General features: G+C 35.9%; 14 protein-coding genes and 11 pseudogenes. 15 read left to right on the top strand and 10 right to left on the bottom strand.

The annotated features are described in order from the left end of the window. Positions 1-333: 333 nt before the first annotated feature. Positions 334-895: pseudogene (locus OOK87_RS00325) on the bottom strand (IS5 family transposase); the annotation flags it as partial. A gap of 25 nt (positions 896-920) precedes the next feature. Here OOK87_RS00325 and OOK87_RS00320 point away from each other — a divergent pair. The 3 genes and pseudogenes from OOK87_RS00320 to OOK87_RS00310 form a co-directional block, all read left to right on the top strand. Further along, on the top strand, positions 921-1,904 hold the full coding sequence (locus OOK87_RS00320) for an IS481 family transposase (RefSeq protein ID WP_264687726.1): 984 nt from the start codon (positions 921-923) through the stop codon (positions 1,902-1,904). Positions 1,905-1,989: 85 nt separating this feature from the next. Continuing rightward, positions 1,990-2,815 (top strand): annotated as a pseudogene (locus OOK87_RS00315) (transposase family protein). 63 nt (positions 2,816-2,878) lie between these two features. Next, a pseudogene (locus OOK87_RS00310) lies at positions 2,879-3,095 on the top strand (transposase); the annotation flags it as partial. A 31-nt stretch (positions 3,096-3,126) separates the two neighbouring features. On the opposite strand, the pseudogene OOK87_RS07375 reads toward OOK87_RS00310, so the two are convergent. From OOK87_RS07375 to OOK87_RS00290, 3 genes and pseudogenes are all read right to left on the bottom strand, one after another. After that, positions 3,127-3,770 (bottom strand): annotated as a pseudogene (locus tag OOK87_RS07375) (hypothetical protein); the annotation flags it as partial. A gap of 31 nt (positions 3,771-3,801) precedes the next feature. Further along, positions 3,802-4,104, bottom strand: coding sequence for a hypothetical protein (locus tag OOK87_RS00295; protein ID WP_264687725.1), 303 nt, complete (start codon positions 4,102-4,104; stop codon positions 3,802-3,804). Between the two features lie 21 nt (positions 4,105-4,125). Further along, a complete protein-coding gene (locus OOK87_RS00290; RefSeq protein ID WP_264687724.1) occupies positions 4,126-4,680 on the bottom strand; it encodes an AAA family ATPase in 555 nt (184 codons plus the stop codon). A 419-nt stretch (positions 4,681-5,099) separates the two neighbouring features. On the opposite strand from OOK87_RS00290, the pseudogene OOK87_RS00285 reads away from it, so the two are divergent. Continuing rightward, positions 5,100-5,444: pseudogene (locus OOK87_RS00285) on the top strand (transposase); the annotation flags it as partial. A gap of 45 nt (positions 5,445-5,489) precedes the next feature. On the opposite strand, the pseudogene OOK87_RS07490 reads toward OOK87_RS00285, so the two are convergent. Then, a pseudogene (locus OOK87_RS07490) lies at positions 5,490-5,648 on the bottom strand (IS5 family transposase); the annotation flags it as partial. Positions 5,649-5,683: 35 nt separating this feature from the next. Beyond that, a pseudogene (locus OOK87_RS00280) lies at positions 5,684-6,229 on the bottom strand (IS256-like element ISWpi15 family transposase); the annotation flags it as partial. Positions 6,230-6,452: 223 nt separating this feature from the next. Here OOK87_RS00280 and OOK87_RS00275 point away from each other — a divergent pair. The 4 genes and pseudogenes from OOK87_RS00275 (at position 6,453) to OOK87_RS07485 (ending at position 9,095) form a co-directional block, all read left to right on the top strand. Next, a pseudogene (locus OOK87_RS00275) lies at positions 6,453-7,468 on the top strand (IS110 family RNA-guided transposase). A 222-nt stretch (positions 7,469-7,690) separates the two neighbouring features. Further along, the gene (locus OOK87_RS00270) at positions 7,691-7,906 is read left to right on the top strand and encodes a hypothetical protein (RefSeq protein WP_264687723.1); all 216 of its coding nucleotides are present in this window, start codon (positions 7,691-7,693) and stop codon (positions 7,904-7,906) included. A gap of 96 nt (positions 7,907-8,002) precedes the next feature. Beyond that, a complete protein-coding gene (locus OOK87_RS00265) occupies positions 8,003-8,170 on the top strand; it encodes a hypothetical protein (protein ID WP_264687722.1) in 168 nt (55 codons plus the stop codon). Next, a pseudogene (locus OOK87_RS07485) lies at positions 8,155-9,095 on the top strand (IS5 family transposase). The gene OOK87_RS00265 and the pseudogene OOK87_RS07485 overlap by 16 nt, the downstream one beginning before the upstream one ends. A gap of 179 nt (positions 9,096-9,274) precedes the next feature. Here OOK87_RS07485 and OOK87_RS00250 read toward each other — a convergent pair. Both OOK87_RS00250 and OOK87_RS00245 read right to left on the bottom strand, forming a co-directional pair. Beyond that, entirely contained in the window at positions 9,275-10,441 is a 1,167-nt protein-coding gene (locus tag OOK87_RS00250) for an aspartate kinase (RefSeq protein ID WP_253309957.1), read from the bottom strand. Between the two features lie 90 nt (positions 10,442-10,531). Beyond that, positions 10,532-11,468 (bottom strand): annotated as a pseudogene (locus tag OOK87_RS00245) (IS481 family transposase); the annotation flags it as partial. 127 nt (positions 11,469-11,595) lie between these two features. Between OOK87_RS00245 and recJ the strand changes: the two are divergent. Beyond that, entirely contained in the window at positions 11,596-13,335 is a 1,740-nt protein-coding gene (recJ, locus tag OOK87_RS00240) for a single-stranded-DNA-specific exonuclease RecJ (protein WP_264687720.1), read from the top strand. An 18-nt stretch (positions 13,336-13,353) separates the two neighbouring features. Here the strand turns inward: recJ and OOK87_RS00235 are convergent, their stop codons facing one another. After that, positions 13,354-14,526: an NADH-quinone oxidoreductase subunit D gene (locus OOK87_RS00235; protein WP_253309374.1), complete on the bottom strand. Its 1,173-nt coding sequence runs from the start codon at positions 14,524-14,526 to the stop codon at positions 13,354-13,356. A gap of 274 nt (positions 14,527-14,800) precedes the next feature. Here OOK87_RS00235 and OOK87_RS00230 point away from each other — a divergent pair, with 274 nt between their 5' ends. The 6 genes and pseudogenes from OOK87_RS00230 to OOK87_RS07370 all read left to right on the top strand — a co-directional run bounded on the left by OOK87_RS00230 (position 14,801) and on the right by OOK87_RS07370 (position 19,753). Then, the gene (locus OOK87_RS00230) at positions 14,801-15,979 is read left to right on the top strand and encodes an aspartate aminotransferase family protein (protein ID WP_253309373.1); all 1,179 of its coding nucleotides are present in this window, start codon (positions 14,801-14,803) and stop codon (positions 15,977-15,979) included. 88 nt (positions 15,980-16,067) lie between these two features. After that, positions 16,068-17,351, top strand: a complete 1,284-nt coding sequence (locus OOK87_RS00225; RefSeq protein WP_253309372.1) for an HlyC/CorC family transporter — start codon at positions 16,068-16,070, stop codon at positions 17,349-17,351. Positions 17,352-17,364: 13 nt separating this feature from the next. After that, positions 17,365-17,631: a DUF2312 domain-containing protein gene (locus tag OOK87_RS00220; RefSeq protein ID WP_064125346.1), complete on the top strand. Its 267-nt coding sequence runs from the start codon at positions 17,365-17,367 to the stop codon at positions 17,629-17,631. Next, positions 17,624-18,289 carry a UbiX family flavin prenyltransferase gene (locus tag OOK87_RS00215; RefSeq protein WP_253309371.1) on the top strand — a complete coding sequence of 222 codons (666 nt, stop codon included), beginning with the start codon at positions 17,624-17,626 and terminating at the stop codon, positions 18,287-18,289. The genes OOK87_RS00220 and OOK87_RS00215 overlap by 8 nt, the downstream gene beginning before the upstream one ends. Beyond that, positions 18,273-19,151, top strand: coding sequence for a bifunctional methylenetetrahydrofolate dehydrogenase/methenyltetrahydrofolate cyclohydrolase FolD (folD, locus tag OOK87_RS00210; RefSeq protein ID WP_253309370.1), 879 nt, complete (start codon positions 18,273-18,275; stop codon positions 19,149-19,151). The genes OOK87_RS00215 and folD overlap by 17 nt, the downstream gene beginning before the upstream one ends. Before the next feature lie 217 nt (positions 19,152-19,368). Then, positions 19,369-19,753, top strand: a pseudogene (locus OOK87_RS07370) (transposase). A 47-nt stretch (positions 19,754-19,800) separates the two neighbouring features. Here the strand turns inward: OOK87_RS07370 and OOK87_RS00205 are convergent. Further along, a complete protein-coding gene (locus tag OOK87_RS00205) occupies positions 19,801-20,016 on the bottom strand; it encodes a transposase (protein ID WP_373457553.1) in 216 nt (71 codons plus the stop codon). Between the last annotated feature and the right edge of the window lie 2 nt (positions 20,017-20,018).

Raw genomic sequence — 20,018 nt, 5'->3', positions numbered from 1 at the left:
TTAGTAGTATTCAATGCTAAATTAACATTGATTCGTCAGGAAACAGCGAAGAAAAATGTATCCGTTAAGGGAAGTGGCAAAGAAAAAAAATAAGTGAAAGAATATATTAAAGTGATAATAATGCAAAATATTTGGTAGCAATTGTAGAGCTAGATGTTTCAACTGTTAATTAGTCTTGTCGAGCTGTATAATACCAATTCTCAATAATAATGAGACAAATGAAAAAGAGTGCTTTCCGCCTATAAATGGAGGTTTAAGTGAATTTATCGTATATTCTATTTGTCTTCCCAATAACGAAGTTTGGTATAAGAACTTGTCCGCAAACCAGTAAATTCAAGAATATTCCCTCTGCAACATAACCTTACTCATAGCTAAATATATAAAATTTTCAGTAGATGTTGTAAGCAAATCATACTCCTTTGATAGCCTTCTATTCCTATTGATCCAAGCAAAAGTTCTTTCTACAACCCACCTTCTGGGCTGCACTTTAAATCCTGGATCTCGTTGAGGCAATAGTTCTGGTGGCGTGTCTTGATGCACCCAAAATCTGCACGTAGGCCTCTTAACAATTTCAATGTCTATTCCATATTCTTTCTTTATATGATCCTTTAAATCTTTTTCTTGATACCCCATATCAGCCCACATTTTTCTAATTTTACTATATTTTTTCTTCATGTTATCTAATGCTATTTTCACGCCATCTCTGTCATTTTCATTGGCAGCTCCGACATAGCAACTGAGTATAAACCCTTGAGTATCTGTGATTATATGCCTCTTTCTACCTTTGACTTTCTTGCCTCCATCGTAACCTTTGACCCCCTTTTTCTGTTGTCTTTATAGATTGGCTATCCACTATACAAGCACTTGGCTCCTCGTTTCTTTCCATTTTTGACCTATGTATGGTCCCAGAGTGTGATGGTATGATAAAATATGAGAAAAAAATACCATCAAAGGAGGAGTTATGGTTACATGGGTGCGCCAAAACAACACAGACGATTCGTAGAGCAATACAAAATAGAAAAGAGAGCATAGCAAAACTCTCCAAGCATTATAACCTTAATCCAAAAACTATTATTAAGTGGAGAAAACGTTCATTTACGAAAGATGCTGATATGGGTCCAAAGCATCCAAGATCGACTGTTTTAACGCTAGAAGAGGAAGCTATAATAGTTACATTTCGCAAGTATACACTACTGCCACTAGATGATTGCCTTTACGCTCTGCAGTCTACAATTCCGCATTTGACTCGCTCTAGCTTGCATCGTTGTTTACAAAGACACAACATTAGCAGATTACCAACTGTTGATGGAGAAGTTAAGTCAAAAAAGAAATTCAAACAATATCCTATCGGTTACTTTCATATTGATATTGCTGAAGTTAGAACTGAGGAGGGCAAATTACATTTGTTTGTTGCTATTGATAGGACATCCAAATTCACCTATGTTGAGTTGCATAACAGTGCTACAAAACCCATAGCTGCTGAGTTCTTACGTAATTTAATTAGAACTTTACCGTATAAAATCCATACTATTTTGACAGATAACGGTATACAATTTACAAACCAGAAGCGTCATAAGTATGCTTTCCAACACATATTTGATAGAGTTTGCGAAGAGAATGTTATTGAACATCGTTTGACAAAAGTTAGCTATCCTTGGACAAATGGGCAAGTTGAACGTATGAATAAAACTTTAAAGGATACTACAGTTAAGAAGTATTACTATCAATCGCATCAGCAACTTAAAGAACACCTTTATAACTTTGTTATCGCTTATAATTATGCAAAGAGACTCAAAACTCTTAAGGGTCTTACTCCTTATGAATTTATATGTTATCAGTGGACACAGTCTCCAGAATTATTTATACTAAACCAACACCACCACACTCTGGGACCATACATCTAAGACCTGGACAAACATTAGACTCCCTGCGAAAAGGTAAAAAATGGATAAAAAACACTAAAAAGTGTATAAAATAGCAAATTTGGCAATGGCAATAAGTTACGCAAAAGTTGCAAAAACCCCGTATGTTTTGAGGCAATTAACTGGTCTGACAAAAGAAGAATTTGAAAAAACAGTAGAAAAAGTTAGGCCAGAATGGAAAAAAGTTGAAAAACAAAAGAAATGCCAAGGAAGAAAATCGCACATTGAGACGTTAGAAGACAAGATTTTATGTATATTAATTTATTGTCGAACATACATAACGCACCCATTTTTGGGCTTTTTGTTTAATTTGCACAACTCAAATATTTGCCGACTTTTGAAGAAAATGGAGCCATTATTGGCCAAAAAAATTACTATAAAAAAGGATAGAACGATGACTACAGACGGGATTTTGAAGATTTTAGCAGATGTAACAGAGCAGCCTGTGCAGCGTCCGAAAGACAACAAAAAACGCAAGAAAAGTTATTCCGGAAAAAAGAAAACGACCACGATAAAAACCGAAATTGTGATCGAAGAAAATGGGCAAATTTTGTCGATTTCAAAGTTGCATCGAGCACGATTTTAAGATAAGGAAAAAGGAAAAACTTCTTCCCACGGATAGCATAAAATACGCCGATTCTGGCTATCAGGGCTGGCAAAAGCTGCAGAGCAATGTCATAATTCCATATAAAAAGTATCGTAAAAAGCCATTAACTCCAGAGCAGAAAGAGCATAATAGAAGATTAGCATCATTTAGAATGAGAGTAGAAAATAAGATCCGTGAGATAAAGATATTTAAGATTATGTCGCATGTTTACCGTAATTTTCAGAAAAAATATAACATGAGATTTAATATTATTGCAGGTATTGTGAATTTGAGGCATGGGTTTTAACATCTTTTGGGTTTGGGATTTCTTACCGATTTTATCGGACAACCCGCTTCCACTTGTTTCGCAGGGGGTTTAGTAATTCTTGACAACGCAAGTTTTCATAAGTCCAAAAAAAACAAGGAAATTAATAGAAAGTGGGAAGTGTAAAATCTTATTTTTGCCACCATATTCGCCTGATTTGAATCCAATTGAGAAATTTTGGTTCCCTATTAAACGCTCCATAAGAAAAGCTCTGCCAAACTTTTGGCCAGATATTAATTCTGCTATTGATTTTGTCTTTTAGTGTTTAGGTAAACCTTTCTTGGGTTAGCTATAGCTACTTCGCGCTTTGAGTTTTTATAAAATCCGCTGAACGCTGCAATTATCGATTTAACTTTTCGACCAAATGTATTTGACGTAACACCTTCTGATAATTTGCTGCTTTTTCTTTTTCCACATTTTCGACAACGGCCATGTTCCATCTGATACCAAACTTCGTTATTGGGAAGACAAATAGGACATATTATAAATTTGCTTAAACTCCGCAATTACAGGCAAAAGGGCTATTTTTAATTTGTCTTATTATTAATGAGACTTGGTATGATATTCCATTACATAAGCCTTGATCTCCGGAAGATCTACTTTCTGATGGATATAAGGTTTTTCGCATATTACTATATTCTCTCCGCATTCGCAAGCAGATGACAACTCTATCTTTATCACCTCATCTGCTTCCATTTTAGCGCGATAATTACCTTTATGCCCAACTTGACCACCAATCTTTCTTTCGCTTTTCCTTTTTGTATAATTGTTTTGAGCTTGGTAGAGATGAATTTTTCGAGTTTAAACTAAGCCTTTCCTTTAACTCAGCGTTCTCTATCTTTAAAGCCTTATTTTCTTGCTTCTAGCTCCTCTACCCTTGCTTCCAACCTTTCTATTTTTGCTGTAAATCTCTGCAAAGTTCTAAAAGATTTACCATGTTACCTAATGTTTTCTCTATGATTATCTTTTTAGATCACCTTACCACCTGATTCTGCCACTTTGCTGAACTGAGAAAAAATTCCCGTAAATTGAGACATTGGGTCAGACAACAGTGGATCACATTCTTTGTTAAAGCCATCATCATTGGATTTGATTTCTGCAATTCTTGTTATAAAATCAGCAGTTGTAATGCTCTTGCCACTGCCACGACGTATGGAACCAGCATGTGTAGCACGTACCAGATCTTTCAGTCCTGCCCCTGAAAAACCTTGAGTTTTTCCTAAAATTTTATCAACATCTACTCCTTCAAATGATAAATCCTCTTTCTTCATATGACTTTCCAATATCTTCTTCTATAACTGAGGAGTTTCTGGTGGAGAAAATCGAATTTTTTCAGAGAAACGACCAGGTATAGACAATGCTCCTTTAAAAACTCCTGGATTGTTAGTTGCACCAATTACTATCACACGCTTATTGGAATTAAAGCCATCCATTTGATACAATAATTCAGCTTCCTCAGCCGATCTACCAGTCAACGCACCAAAAATGCCTTTGCTAGTAAGAAGACCATCTATTTCATCTATAAAAACTATACAAGGAGAGTGCTTCCTCGCATCTTCAAAAATCTTACGCAGGTTTACTGCAGTCATAGAAGGAACATTACTGATAATATCAGATGCAGAATAATTGAAAAATGAAACACCAGACTCATTTGCAATTATACGGGCAGCGAAGGTTTTACCATTCCCTGGTGGTCCATAGAAAATATATCCTGGTGCTGGATCAATTGCCATATCCTTTATATCATTGGAAATTTGCTTCAGCACTTTTTCAACTCCTTCTTCTAATATAATATCATCAAATGTTTCACTTCCCTTTTCTGGTTGTTTGGGTTTCGCTTGTGCCATAATTAAGCCAAAAACAAGAAGTAAAGATACAAAAGAAAACACAGTGAACAATACTGTGGATGTTTTTACAAAAGACTCCAGAACGATAGGTACTAAAGAGATACCGCTACCGAAAGATAAATACAACACAAGATAAGAAATCAAGATAGCAAAGGCAGCAATTGCTAAACATAAAAAAATAAATTTAAAATACCTTTTATATATGATAGACCTCACAACAACTATATACTGTAAGTATACTAATTTTTTTGTAGTATACAATGATAATTTTTCTAAATTTGTATAAAATCGTAGATTTAAACCAAAGTTATGTTAGATGTATGGTCCCAGAGTGTGATGGTATGATAAAATGTAAGAACCTGTTTAAAATCTCGGAGAGATGAGGTAAAATAGGCGTAGATTAAGAATGAGGTATATCTATGCGTAAAAATTATCCAAGTGATATAAGTCGAGAGCAATTTGAAAAAATCAGACCAATACTAGAGAGTGGCAGGAAGAAAACGAGACCAAGAAAACTTGATTTGTATGATGTATTTCGTACAGTGTTATACGTCCTAAAAAGTGGTTGCCAGTGGAGCAAAAGATTTTCCAAGGTGGGAAAGCGTATATTACTATTTTCAAATGTGGAATAAAAAGAATGGAGAAGAACCAAGTTTATTGGAATTAGTTTTAAAAAAAATTAGTTAGAGAGATCCGTATCAACAATGGTCGGAAACAGTTTCTGTATAATTGATGCTCAAAGTGTTAAAAACACAGATACTGCTGGCTTTGTTGCATTGCTAGGAATGAGAAGGATTAATGGAAGGAATTTACGAGGCAAATTCGAAAATAGGCATACCTATATCAGTAAAGTTGTTAATCAAATAGCATTTTAAAAGCACCTCTTGAGAGCGATTTACCTCAGATTTATTCTTAAAACTAAAACCAAATGTTTTTTTGAGCCTAAGGAAAAAACTCTCGATACGTGAAGGGAGTGTTAAATAAACTGTGTCAAACCGCATTTTTAGTTCAACTCAATTTTCAATCTGCCAGGAAAGAAAACATCAAGTTGAGAGATAGTTAATGCCCAATCATGTACAGGCATCGTCCACTTTTCCTCTGCCTTCTTTATAGCACAATATACCTGCTTATACAAGGCATTTATGCTGGTAAATGAGCCTTTGGTCTTAGTGAATTTCCTAATTTGCCTATGTAGCCCCTCTATGGGATTGGTGGTGTAGATTATCCTCCTAACTGGACCAGAATACTTAAAATAACCAGACAAGTTTTCCCAATTATTCTGCCAAGATTTTATAACCATAGGGTACTTTGTGCCCCATTTTTCATCCAATTCCAACAGATAATTCTCGGCAATTTCCTTGCTTGAAGCTTGATATACCTTCTTTAAATCGCTCAAAAAACTCTTCGCATCTTTACTGGCCACATACTTCAGTGAGTTGCGTATCTGATGCACTATACACATCTGCACTTCCGCATTAGGAAAGACACTGTTTATAGCTGCAGGAAAGCTTTTCAGCCCATCAACGCAGGCAATAAGGATATCTTCTACTTGTATCTTGTCAAAAGCATCTAATGTTTTAAGCTTAAGCATTAGGTGGAGAAGGGAGGAACTCTGTGCTTCTTCTTAGATATAAAATCTGTAGAGGAGATAAGAATTCCCTTCTCAAAAGTATAGGCTGGACGGTATCGTAGAAAGACCTGAATGGTTCTAATTCTGTATTCACAAGACTAGCCTTACTTTTCATTTTTAATGGTAACGTATGGGGTTATATATGATCAACAACTTTTTGGGCATAGATATATCAAAAGATCGCTTTGATGTTTTTCTCTCATTTATAAGCAAAAAAGGAAAGCGTGAAACTAGAAAAAGAAGCTTTAAGAACGATGGTTTCAAAGTCTACTGAATTTTCTACACAAACATAATGTAGAAAAAGTAAAAACCTGCATGGAATCTAATGGTTGTTATAGCGAAGCACTGGCTGAATTTCTACACAATGCTGGACATTTTGTAAGTGTTGTAAATCCTTATTGCATAAAATCTTATGCAAGGAGTAAGCTGATACGACAAAAGAATGATCAGACCGATGCAGAAGTTATTGCTGATTATTGCCAAAGACAGGAACCTTCTAGTTGGACACCACCTTCTCCTGAAATGAAAAAATTAAAACATCTTTATCGTTGCTCAGTTGCGTTAAAAGATGAGTTAACATTAGTAAATAACCACTTAGAAAAAAAAGAGAGACTGCCTAAAGAAGTTGCAAATGCTTGGGAAGACCTTGCAATGAATATAGCTCAAAAAATAGAAACAATAAAAAACTCCGTACGTGAACTATTAAATCAACACAAAGAATTGTTGGAAAATTTTCAACTTCTATTGACTATTCCAGGCATAGGAGAAGAATCAGCAATAGCTATTTTAGCTGAAGTTTCTGATATAGAGGTTTTTAGAGATGCCAGGCAATTGGCAGCATATACAGGAGTTATACCACGAAATATGACGTCAGGTTCCTCTGTATATGCCAAACCCAGATTAAGTAAATCCGGTTCACAAACATTACGTAAGGCACTTTTCTTTCCTGCCATAGTAGCTAAGAATCACAATCCTATCATTATGAGCTTTTGCCAAAGATTAAAGGAAAAGGGTAAGCATAATATGGCCATCGTTGGTGCTGCAATGCGTAAGCTACTCCATATCATTTTCGGTATTCTGACATCCAAAAGTGCTTTTGATCCTAACCATATCAAAAACTACAGGGCTAGGAGGTTGACTGAAGGTTTAGTACTTTAAAATCAAAAATGCTTCCTATCTATCTTATGTAAAGTGGTATCTTACACAAATTTATTGAATGTTGTTGGTTAGTGGATATGTTGATAAGTAAACTTCATCTGTTTTGTGCGTATAAAACTAATTTACTTATCAACATATCCACTAACTATAATCTGTGTACTGTTACACAATTGGAAGTATTTTTTGATTTTATGATGCAACTTGGGAAATTTTATAATTTTTTTGTTGACTAACAAGACGGTATCTCCTGTCATTCCAGTGCCCAGATACTGGGATCCAGTTTCACCTTATGATGGTGTCATGAAAGTAGCTGACACTGGTTTCCATCCAAGACGGTGTCATTCCAGTCTGGAATCCAGAAAAAAGAATGGTGTCATCCCAGTGCCCAGACACTGGGATCCAGGAAACTTAACTCTACACCAAGTAAATGTACAATAAGAACTAGATTCCAGTGTCAAGCACTGGAATGACAAGTTCTCGGCAACCCCTACATCATACCGCCGCGGTATCTCTTAGCCGCTAACAAGTAGCGGGATGACGATTGTCAGGGTGTCATCCCAGCGCCCCTATGATGTCATCCGAGTAGCTGACACTGGGGTGGCTTTGTTGCATCGCTCAAGTGAAAAGAACTGGCAGTTACTGACAAAATTCATTATAAATAGCCATTTAACTGTTGAAGAAAAAATATGCCACAAAAAATGAGAGTCAGTAACTGCCATGAATATAACAAATTTCTCCAAGAAAGAGGAAGCATTTTTTGTTATATCAATGACGCCATAGAAAATTGGTACGAGAATTGTCCAAAAATGCAGGGCGGCAACTATATTTATAGTGATAAAGTTGTGATTTTGGTGCATATAATCGTCAGTTTCTTTAGAATTGGTTTAAGACAAACAGTCGGGTTTATAAAAGGGTATTTGCAACAAATAGGAAGAGATTTGGCAGTTATCAGCTATTCACAAGCATCAAAAGAAACTTAATATTAAGATAAATGATTGCAGAATTGATAAAAATAATATGGAAGATATCGAAATTGCTATAGACAGTACAGGAATTAGTATATACAACAACACACAGCAAGGAAAATAGCACTGACAGAAAATATCGTGGCTATGAGCAAACGAGAAAATTGCACGTAATGTTGAATATAAACAACAAAAAAGCCATAGCTGTAAAATACAGTAAAGGTGTCTACTCTGATCACTATGGAGCTTGTGATTTGCTAAAAGAAGTTGATTTTCAGCATGCCATAAAAGCACTATATGCAGATAGAGCATGTGATAGGCACAAGTTTTATAAGTTGTGTAACGAATATGATATAAAGACAAAAATTCCACCAATAAACAATGCGGCAGAACATCCAGAAATAGATTATATGTCTGACAGGAATGCTGCTATTAGGTTAATAAAATTATACGGTGAAGATGGCATGAAAGAATGGAAAAAAGAAGTAAATTATGGGAAAAGATCTTATATTGAAGGGTTTTTCTCAAGATTAAAGCAAATATTCGGATTTAGTTTTAGGAATAAATCTGAGATAAATCGAGAAAAAGAACTGCTAAGCAAATGCTATTTGCTTAATAAATTCACTGATATTGGTATGGCTAAATTTGAGATAGTTACATGAATTTACCATAAATCACCATCTCATAAAGTGTGATGCAACAAAGCCATCCCAGTGTCTGGGCACTGGGATGACACCGTCATAAAGGAACCAGTGTCAGCTACTTGGATGACAGGAGAATGACACCCTCCTTGGTAGGCCCAAATTGCAATGTTCGTACAGTTGTGGACGTCGAGCCTATCCTAGTGTTGCATATCAAGCTCATACTCAGTATGTAAATCTTTGACCAAAGCTACAACGTATTCTTTTTGAACAATTATACTGATTTTGATTTCGGATGTTGTGATAGCAAGTATTTCTATCTTTTTTTCGCTTAAAACCTTGAGTGTGCGGTGCATCACTTCAGTGTTAGACATAACACCAATACCAATTATTGAAATTTTAGCTACATTATCGTTTATAGCATAATTTTCATTCTTATTCAGTAACTTTTCCATTAAATCAATATCAAATTTGGAGATAACAAAACTTGACCCATGTATCATATCAATTTTAACGTTTGCCCCTACTATATCTCTTAAAGTACGCAAGTTATTTGCAAGGTTAGTGAAAGTTACAAGAGCTTCATTAGTGCTATAAGCTATTCCAGTAATTAAGTATCTCTCTAGTACATCCCTTTTGTGTAGTACTGTGGTGCCTTCTACTTCTTTAAAAGTGGATAGCACTTGCACTTTAATGTTATGCTTCATTGCAAGTTGTACTGAACGATTATGCAGTATTTTAGCACCAGATGACGACATTTCCAACATTTCATCGTAAGAGATAAATTTGAGCTTGCGTGCCTTTGGAACAATTCTCGGGTCTGCTGTATATATTCCATCAATATCAGTAAAAATTTCGCAAGTTCTAACACCAAAGGCTACCGTGAAGGCAACTGCTGATATATCAGAGCCTCCTCTTCCAAAAGTAGTGATTCTATCATCATTTATACCCTGAAAACCAGCGATGATCGCAGCAGTATAACCCTCAGCAAAAGATCTTTTCACACGGTCAATCTTTATTGTTTTTATTTTAGACTCAGAATAAAAATCATCAGTTACAATCGGTAACTGCCAGGCAAGCCACGATTTAGCATTAACTCCGATCGATTGGAGAGTGATAGCTAATAGACCGCAAGAAATTTGTTCTCCTGCTGAAAGCATAACGTCATACTCTGATAACTCTTGTCTGCAACTTAAATTTGAGATTTGCCTAGCCTGAAAAGCCATTTGGTCAGTAAATCCTGCAACAGCAGATACAACAACGATTACATTACAACCTTTCTCAATATCGTTTTTTATCAAATTTGCAACTCGGTTTAAATCAGTTAGCGAAGTCCCACCAAATTTTTTTATGATTATTTTGTCCATAGTTACAATATAACTCTCTTCTGAAGAAAAATATAGTTTTTGTAGAGATAGAGGTTGTCCGGAAACTAGAATTAAGGTAGAGTATAAGATGTATGGTTCCAGAGTGTGATGGTGTGGGTCTATTATAAATAATTCAGGAGACTTTGTCAACTGAGAACATATAAATTCAAAAGGCGTAAGACCCCTAAGAGCTTTGAGTCTCTTTGCATAATTGTAGGCCATAACAAAGTCATAAAGATGCTCCTTAAGTTGCTGATGCGAACGATAGTAATATTTCCTAACTGTAGCATTCTTTAAAGTTTTATTCATACGTTCAACTTGTCCATTTGTCCAAGAATGGCTAACTTTTGTCAGACGATGTTCAATGTTATTTTCTTCACAAACTCTATCAAATATGTGTTGGAAGGCGTATTTATGGCGCTTCTGATTTGTAAATTGTATGCCATTATCTGTCAAAATAGTGTGGATTTTATACGGTAAAATTCTAATCAGATTACCTAAAAACTCAGCAGCTATGGGTTTTGTAGCACTTTTGTGCAACTCAACGTAGGTGAATTTGATCTATTGCAACAAACAAATACAGCTTTCCTTCTTCTGTTCTAACTTCCGCGATATCAATATGGAAATAGCCTATAGGATATTGTTTGAATTTCTTTCTTGATTTAACTTCACCATCGACATCTGGTAGTCTGCTAATGTTGTGCCTTTGTAAACAACGATGTAAGCTGGAGCGACTCAAATGTGGGATTGAGGTTTGCAAAGCGTAGAGACAGTCATCTAATGGCAATAGAGTATGCTTACGAAATGCAACAATTATAGCCTCCTCTTCTAAAGTTAAAACAGTTGATCTTGGATGCTTTGGACCCATACCAGCATCTTTGGTAAATGAGCGTTTTCTCCACTTAATAATAGTTTTTGGTTTAAGGTTATAACACTTGGAGAGTTTTGCTATGCTCTCTTTACTATTTTGTATTGCTCTACGAATTGTCTCTGTTGTTCTGGCGCACCCATGTAATACTTGTCCCATAATTCCTCCCTTTGATGATATTTTTTTCTCACATTTTATCATACCATCACACTCTGGAACTGTGCATCTAATACAATTATAGAACAAGTTTAAAAGTTCTGGTAAAGTAGTTTTATTTACAAAGAATATGCTACTTGAAATTGAAAAGCGCAGCATAACAAATGCATTGTGGAAGTTGCAAGAAGCAGATCAAAGGGAAATCTTAACTCTTATACAGAGATTTGAGTTGCCAGAAGTACTAGCAAGAATATTGGTTACTCGTGGTGTTAACATAGAAAATGCGAGCGACTTCTTATATCCACTAATCAGATCGCTATTACCAGATCCCTTTCACCTTCTTGATATGGATAAAGCTGTTTCTCGTATAATACGGGCAATAAAAAATAATGAAAACATTGCAATATTTGGTGACTATGATGTTGATGGTGCAACGTCGTCAGCATTGATTAACAGGTACCTGAGAGCAATCGATATACACTCTATAATCTACATTCCAGATCGTGTTGATGAGGGCTATGGATTAAACACAGATGCTTTATTACAACTTAAAAAAAACGGGATCGATTTATGTATTTCCGTTGATTGCGGTACGCTTGCATATCAACCAATAGAAGATGCAAAGGTCTTTGGTCTTGATATTATAGTTGTCGATCATCATCTTGGTACGGAAAAGTTACCAAGCGCCGTAGCAGTTGTTAACCCAAACCGCCTTGATGAAAGCTCTCCTTATACTAACCTTGCAGCAGTTGGAGTGTCATTTCTGCTGATTATTGCTCTTAATAAAAGCCTACGTGAGCAAGGATTTTTTACCAACAAAAAAGAACCAGATTTATTTGATCTGCTGGATTTAGTTGCCCTTGGAACTGTTTGCGATGTTATGCAGATTACAGGCCTCAATAGAGCATTTGTCTCACAAGGATTAAAAGTTATGTCAGCAAGAAAAAACGTTGGCTTGCGTGTTTTATTTGATGCTTTGGGGATCCTTGAAAAACCAAGTGTTTCACGATTAGGGTTTAGTATTGGGCCATGCATAAATGCTGGAGGAAGAATTGGAGAAGCATCGCTCGGTGCAAGGTTGCTTTCCACCGATGATGATGAAGAGGCACATTCAATCGCGCTAAAATTAATAGATTTGAATAATGCAAGGAAAGTGTTAGAAAATGAGGCTCTCTTGGAAGCTACAGCACAAGCGGAAAAATTTGCCCAATTAGGTGTAAATTTTATAATGGTAAGCGGCAACTGGCACCAGGGAATAATCGGTATAATTGCATCGAGGCTAAAGGAGCAGTTTCACTTACCAACAATAGTGATGTCTTTAAACAATGGAATAGGAAAAGCAAGCTGTAGATCAATTTTGGGAGTTGATATCGGTGCTGCAGTCCTTTCCGCAAAGTTTACAAATTTAATTATTGAAGGTGGTGGCCATAGTATGGCGGCAGGATTTTCAATTAAAGAAGACAAAATAAATGATTTGCATGATTTTTTTACTGAAAGATTTTCAAACTCTATAAATGAGAAAACTTTAAAAGCTGATAGTATAGTAACTGCTAAAGCAATAAATTTATCTTTATGGAATCAATTGCAACGCTTGGGACCATTTGGAGTTGGGAATCCTGAACCAAGGTTTATTATCCAAGGAGCAAAGATAAGAAAGCCTGAAGTTATAGGAGTTGACCATATAAAATGTTTTATTGCTGATGATAATATTATGGTAAGAGCTATTGCATTTCGTTCTGCAAATACTCATCTTGGCTCTGCTATCATGCAGGGTAATGTTAAAGCTATTTTGGGTAAAATCTCTATGAATTACTGGAATGGCAATGAATTTGTACAATTTTTAATAGAAGATGTATTGACCATTAGTTGAGTTGCTATTTTACAATAATTACCTATCAATCTCACCAAAAACTATATCGAGTGAGCCAATAATTGCTGCAACGTCGGCAAGCATGTGTCCTTTTGCCATAAAATCTAAGGCTTGTAAATGTGCAAAGCCAGGTGCTCTTATTCGGCATCTGTAAGGTCTATTGGTACCATCTGAAACTATATACACTCCAAACTCGCCTTTTGGTGCCTCAACAGCTGTGTAAGCCTCACCTTTTGGTACATGATACCCTTCCGAATAAAGTTTAAAATGGTGGATGAGAGCTTCCATAGATTTTTTCATCTCCGCTCTTGGCGGTGGAGAAATTTTTCTATCTTCAGTTTTTACTGGCCCTTCAGGCATTTTCTCTATACACTGCTTCACTAAGCTAACAGACTGCCTGATCTCTGCCATTCTAACTAGATAACGGTCATAACAGTCGCCATTTTGGCCGATCGGTATATCAAAATCTAGTTGATCATATATCTCATATGGCTGGCTTTTTCGCAAATCCCAAGCAAGCCCAGCAGCGCGCAACATTGGGCCACTAAAGCCCCAATCAAGTGCTTGCGCTACTGATATTTCACTAATTCCTACAGTGCGTTGCTTCCATATTCTATTTTCTGTTAAAAGTTCATCAACATCGTCTATATACTTTGGAAATTGCTCTATAAACTTTGCAATATCCTCAATCAAACCTTCTGGAACATCTGCTGCAATTCCACCTGGCCTGATGTAAGCTGCGTGAAACCTTGCACCTGAAGCTCTTTCGTAAAATTCCAGTATTTTTTCTCTTTCTTCAAAGAGCCATAAAAGGGGAGTCATTGCTCCAACATCAAGTGCTTGAGAAGAGACGTTCAGTAAATGATTTAGTATTCTCGTCAGTTCACAAAACAAGACACGTAAATACTTTGCCCTAATTGGAATTTCGCATTGCAACAATTTCTCCACACACAGTGAATATGCATGCTCTTGTGACATTGGTGATACATAATCAAGGCGATCAAAATAAGGCAAAGCTTGAAGGTACGTTTTATGTTCTATTAATTTTTCAGTACCGCGGTGCAAAAGCCCAATATGAGGATCAGCTCTCTCAACCACTTCGCCGTCCATCTCTAAAACAAGGCGCAACACTCCATGTGCAGCTGGGTGCTGAGGGCCAAAATTTAACATCATTGTCTTTAGATCGGGCATGTCCAGTAGTTTAAGATATTAAAATTGTATAGGCTAAAGTGCGCTCAAAGTCAATAGACTTCTTGCATAGGCTACAACTGTCATTCAATAGAAACAAAAACTTTTACAATGCTAATAAGTGTTGGTAAAACTAAGTCACTTTAGCTATAGAATGACAAAAAAGGTTTGCATTAGCCAAATTTTTAGTTGAGGTAGCATAAGAGGTTAAAGGAAAAGCTTTGTGTTAATGGATTCATTTCAGGTATAATACAGATAATACCACAATACTTATAAAATGGATCATGTTGTTAATGCGTACAATAGACTTGACACTCCTATAGTTAGGGGAGAAGGGGCATATCTTTTTGACAAAGATGGTAAAAAATATTTAGATTTTGCTGCAGGTATTTCTACAACTTCTTTAGGGCATTGTCATCCATACATTACAGACAAACTGAAAGAGCAATTGAGCTCACTATGGCACTGCTCTAACATTTTCACTATTCCCGAGCAAGAAAGGCTTGCTGACCGTTTAACAACCCTTACTTTTGCAGATAAAGTTTTTTTCTGCTCAAGTGGGCTTGAAGCAACAGAAGCTGCAATTAAGTTTATTCGTCGTTACTTTTATTCAAAAAGGCAAGCAAAACGTAATCGTATTGTTACAATTGAAGGAGGGTTTCATGGCCGCAGTATTGCTGCAATTTCTGCTGGAAACAGTGAAAAATCACGCGAAGGTTTTGCTCCGCTTCTTTCTGGTTTTGATAAAGTGCCAAGAAATGACATTAAAGCTTTGGAGAAAAAAATCAGCAATGAAACAGCTGCTGTGTTTTTAGAGCCCATACAAAGCGAAGGCGGAGTATATCCACTAGACGTAGAATATCTTCAAAAAGTAAGGAAAATAACAAAAGCTCAAGGGATAATTTTGTGCTTTGATGAAGTGCAATGCGGATATGGACGCATCGGTTCTTTATTTTATTATCAAAATGTCGGCATTGAACCTGATATGCTAACCTGTGCAAAAGCTATGGGTAACGGTTTTCCTCTAGCTGCATGTTTAGTAAAAGATTACATAGCAGAAGCAATCACTCCAGGAACTCATGGATCAACCTATGGTGGCAATCCACTTGCCATGACTGTTGGTAATGCAGTGCTCGATATAATGCTAAAAGAAGGCTTTTTTGATCATGTTAAGAGAATTAGTAAATATTTAAAAGAAAAGCTGTTGCCTTTAGCTAAAGAATTTCCTGAGATGATTTCAGAAGTTCGTGGAGAAGGGTTACTAATGGGAATAGAACTAGCAACTCCTGTAGCTGATAAAGTTATTAGTCGATCTCTTGATAAAGGTTTAATAATAACTAGGGTTTCAAACAACAAAGTAGTAAGGATAACCCCACCACTTATCATTGAGGATGAGCATGTGAATGCGGCGTGTAATATGCTTTATGATTTATTTTTTAAGATTAAAGATATATAAAATTCGGCAATATAAATTCAGGCTTGCAAATACCTCTCATAACATGTAAAATTAATTTTATTTTTTATCACAATAACATCGTACTTTAATGGATTGGTTATTGGTCTTAGTATCATCAGCAATTTTTATTTTGTTAATTTTATCGTTTTTGTTCTCAGGAGCAGAAATAGGCTTAACCTCAATTAGCCGTTCTCGAGTTAATAAGCTAAAGCTAGACGGTAACAAAAGAGCCAGGATAATAGACCGCTTATTAAATAAGAAAGAATTGACAATAGGAACGGTATTGCTCGGCAATACAATTATTAATATTACTTGCTCTGCTTTATTTACAGCAATATTTATCAATCTTTTTGGAAATGAGGGCATTCTCCTATCAACAATTATAATGACATTTTGTATTTTATTATTCTGCGAAGTTCTACCAAAAACTTATGCTATTCAAAATCCTGAAAAATTTGCATCATTTTCTGCTTATTTTGTATTGTTTTTTGTAAAGATTTTTTCTCCATTGACGCTAGGTATTCAATTTATTGTTAACCTCATCCTGAAATTATGTGGGCTGCATAAAGATAAGGAAGTAATATCTGCAGCGGATGCAATGCGTAATATGATTACTCTTCACCGCAGTGAAGGAACTATGTTACAACAGGATTTAGATATGCTAAGCAGCATACTTGATTTGGCTGAGACAGAAATATCACAAATTATGACCCATAGAAGAAATTTATTTTCTCTTGATATAAATCGAAGTAAAGAAGAGTTAATAAGGGAAATTTTAACTAGCAGTCATAGTAGGATACCTTTATGGCAAAAAGAACCAGATGATATTATCGGTGTAATTCACGTGAAGGGTCTAATAAATGCCTTGCGTGAAAAGAATAATAAAGCGGAAGAAGTTGACATTACCCAAGTTATGTCAAAGCCTTGGTTTATACCAGAAAGTACACCGCTCAGCGTGCAACTTCATAACTTCCGTAAGAACAGGAAACACCTTGCATTTGTTATTGATGAGTATGGAGCACTGCAGGGAATTGTAACTCTTGAGGACATACTGGAAGAAATAGTTGGAGAAATTTCGGATGAACATGATTTGATCACGGAGAATTTCATAAAGAAAATATCTGACAATATGTATCACATAGAAGGAAAATCTACTATTAGGGACATTAACAGGCAGTTACACTGGAATCTCCCTGATGAAGAAGCTACAACTCTAGCAGGTATGATTGTGAATGAAATAGAGCGCATTCCTGACGAAGGCGAGGAGTTTTCCATGTATGGTTTTCGCTTTAAGATTTTAAAAAAAGATAAAAATATTATTACTGTTGTTGAAGTGCAAGTAAAAACTGGTAATACTAGTAGCAGCAATTAATTAGTGGAGTTTCATGGAAGATACAGTAAAAATAACGGCTGAAGAGTTGAAGGGTTACATAGAGAGAATCGAAAAACTTGAACAAGAAAAGAGGGATGTGCAAGATCACATTCGTGATGTATATGTAAAAGCCGCAGATGAAGGTTGGGATATAAAAGTGATGAAACAAATTATTAGGCTGAGGAAGATGGATGATGATGACAGAGAGGAACAGGAAATATTGCTTGATACCTATAAACGTGCATTGGGAATGAGCTACGAAGAAGAGTTAAGTGAATAGCAGAATTGTAATTGGAATAAGTGGAGCATCTGGTTCTATTTACGGTGTACGTATTTTAGAGGCGTTAAGAAATATTAATAGATCTCTTATCCCTGTCATCCGAGTAGCTGACACTGGGATCCAGGGAAAAAGAAATATAGATTCCAGCGTCACGCGCTGCAAATTTGGTTATGAAACTCATTTAGTGATAAGTCGTGCTGGAAAAATAACTCTAGCTCATGAGATTAAAGAAAAACTTGAAGATATTACATCACTTGCAGATTTTTACTATTCTGAAGAAAAAATAGGAGAAAAAATAGCAAGTGGCTCATTTAAAACCTCAGGAATGATTGTAGCACCATGCTCTATGAAGACAATGTCTGAAATTGCATCAGGTGTTACTTCCAATCTATTGACAAGGGCTGCAGATGTAACGCTAAAAGAAAGAAGAAAATTAATTCTTATGGTGCGAGAGTCACCACTACATCTTGGGCATTTACAAAATATGTTAAAATTAACGGAGATGGGAGCAATAATTGCTCCACCAGTGCCTGCTTTCTATATTAAACCAAAATCGTTGGATGATATTATTAATCATTCTGTTGGCAAAGTATTGGATTTATTTGATATCAAATTACCTGACTTTAAGGAGTGGCAAGGAAGTGACAATTATTATTGATGGTAAAAAAATAGCAAACGACCTATGTGAGAGGCTATCACAAAAAATTGATATTTTAAAGAGAGAGTATAACATTTTTCCTTGCCTGAAAGTAATTCTCGTGGGCAGCAATCCAGCAAGTCAGGTTTATGTTCGCAACAAACAGAAAAAAGCGGAATCAATAGGCATAAGTTCTGAGACCATTGTTTTGCCTAATAATATTTCAGAAGATGAATTGATTGAAAAAATCAATGAGTTAAATGAAGATCGATCTGTGCATGGCATTTTAGTACAGTTGCCTTTACCAAATCATATTAGTGCAAGCAGAGTAATTAACGCAGTAAGTATTGAAAAAGATGTAGATGGCTTCCACGATGAAAACGTTGGTAGATTAGTTAAAGGTGAAAAAAACTGCCTTATACCTTGCACTCCTAAAGGTTCTTTGCATTTAATTAAATCAATTGAAGAGAACCTTTCCGGTAAAAACGCAGTGGTGATTGGTAGGTCAAATATCGTGGGCAAGCCAATGTTTCACCTATTGCTGCAGGAAAATTGCACTGCTACCATCTTGCACTCACAGAGTAAAGATTTAGCTGAATATTGCTCTAAAGCGGATATAGTAGTTGCAGCAGTCGGAAAGCCAAATTTTGTTCAAGCAGACTGGATAAAGAAAGGTGCAATAGTGATCGATGTTGGCATAAATAGTGTTAATGTAGGAGAGCTTGTAGGTGATGTTGACTTTGAGGGAATAAAAGGGAAAGCCAAAGCTATTACCCCAGTACCCGGAGGCGTTGGCCCAATGACAATTGCATTTCTAATGATGAACACTGTTATTGCTGCTTGCTTGCAGAAGGGAGTTGATGCTTCTAATTTCATTAGTTGAGGTATGAAGAGGAAAGCTATATGAAGATAGAATGTACCACATCTCACAATTAATAAAAAATTGAGATTTTTGAAATTCCTCAGTAGTCAAATTTATTAAATATTTAGGATCATCATCTATTCTTTTTTCTCTACAAGTATAGTATTTTCAAAAGCGAATGATAAAGGTATAATATATTCTATACTGAGAATATGCACGAGCTCCAAGAGGAGAAAAAATATATGCTGATGTTCCAGGAAAAAAGCGGGAAAGAGTGAGTATAATAGGTGGATGGATTGAAAAGAAGTTTATTGCACCAATGACCTTCACAGGAGGGTGTAATAAAGATGTATTTAATGTATGGTTAGAGCGAACCACAATTGCAGCGTAATACAACCATAGTTATGGATAATGCTACATTCCATAAAACTCCCAAAACAAAGTCATTAATAGAGTCTTTTGGCTGTCATTTGCTTTATCTTCCAACATATTCACCTGATCTAAATCCGATAGAGCATTGTTGGCACACCATCAAAAGTCGCCTCAGACCTCTAATGCATCAATGTACAGACTTACACCTTTTAGTTGGTAATACCATTTTAGACGTTTATCATTCGTTTTAGAAAATACTATACTTGTAGAGAAAAAAGAATAGATGATGATCCTATAGCTAACCCAAGAAAGGGTTACCTGAATACTGAAAAACAAAATCAATAGCAGAATTGATATCAGGCCAAAAGCTTGGCAGCGCTTTTTTTATGGCATGCTTGATGGCAAACCAGAACTTCTCAATTGGATTTAAATCAGACGAGTATGGCGGCAAAAATAAAACTTTACATCCAACACTTTCTATTGGGAGTGTTAAATAAACTGTGTCAAACCGCATTT

Origin of the sequence: Wolbachia endosymbiont (group A) of Sympetrum striolatum, assembly GCF_947250715.1 — a bacterium.
Lineage (GTDB): Bacteria > Pseudomonadota > Alphaproteobacteria > Rickettsiales > Anaplasmataceae > Wolbachia.
Note: the sequence above shows the minus strand (reverse complement) of the source record. Positions and strands in the feature narration are given on the sequence as shown.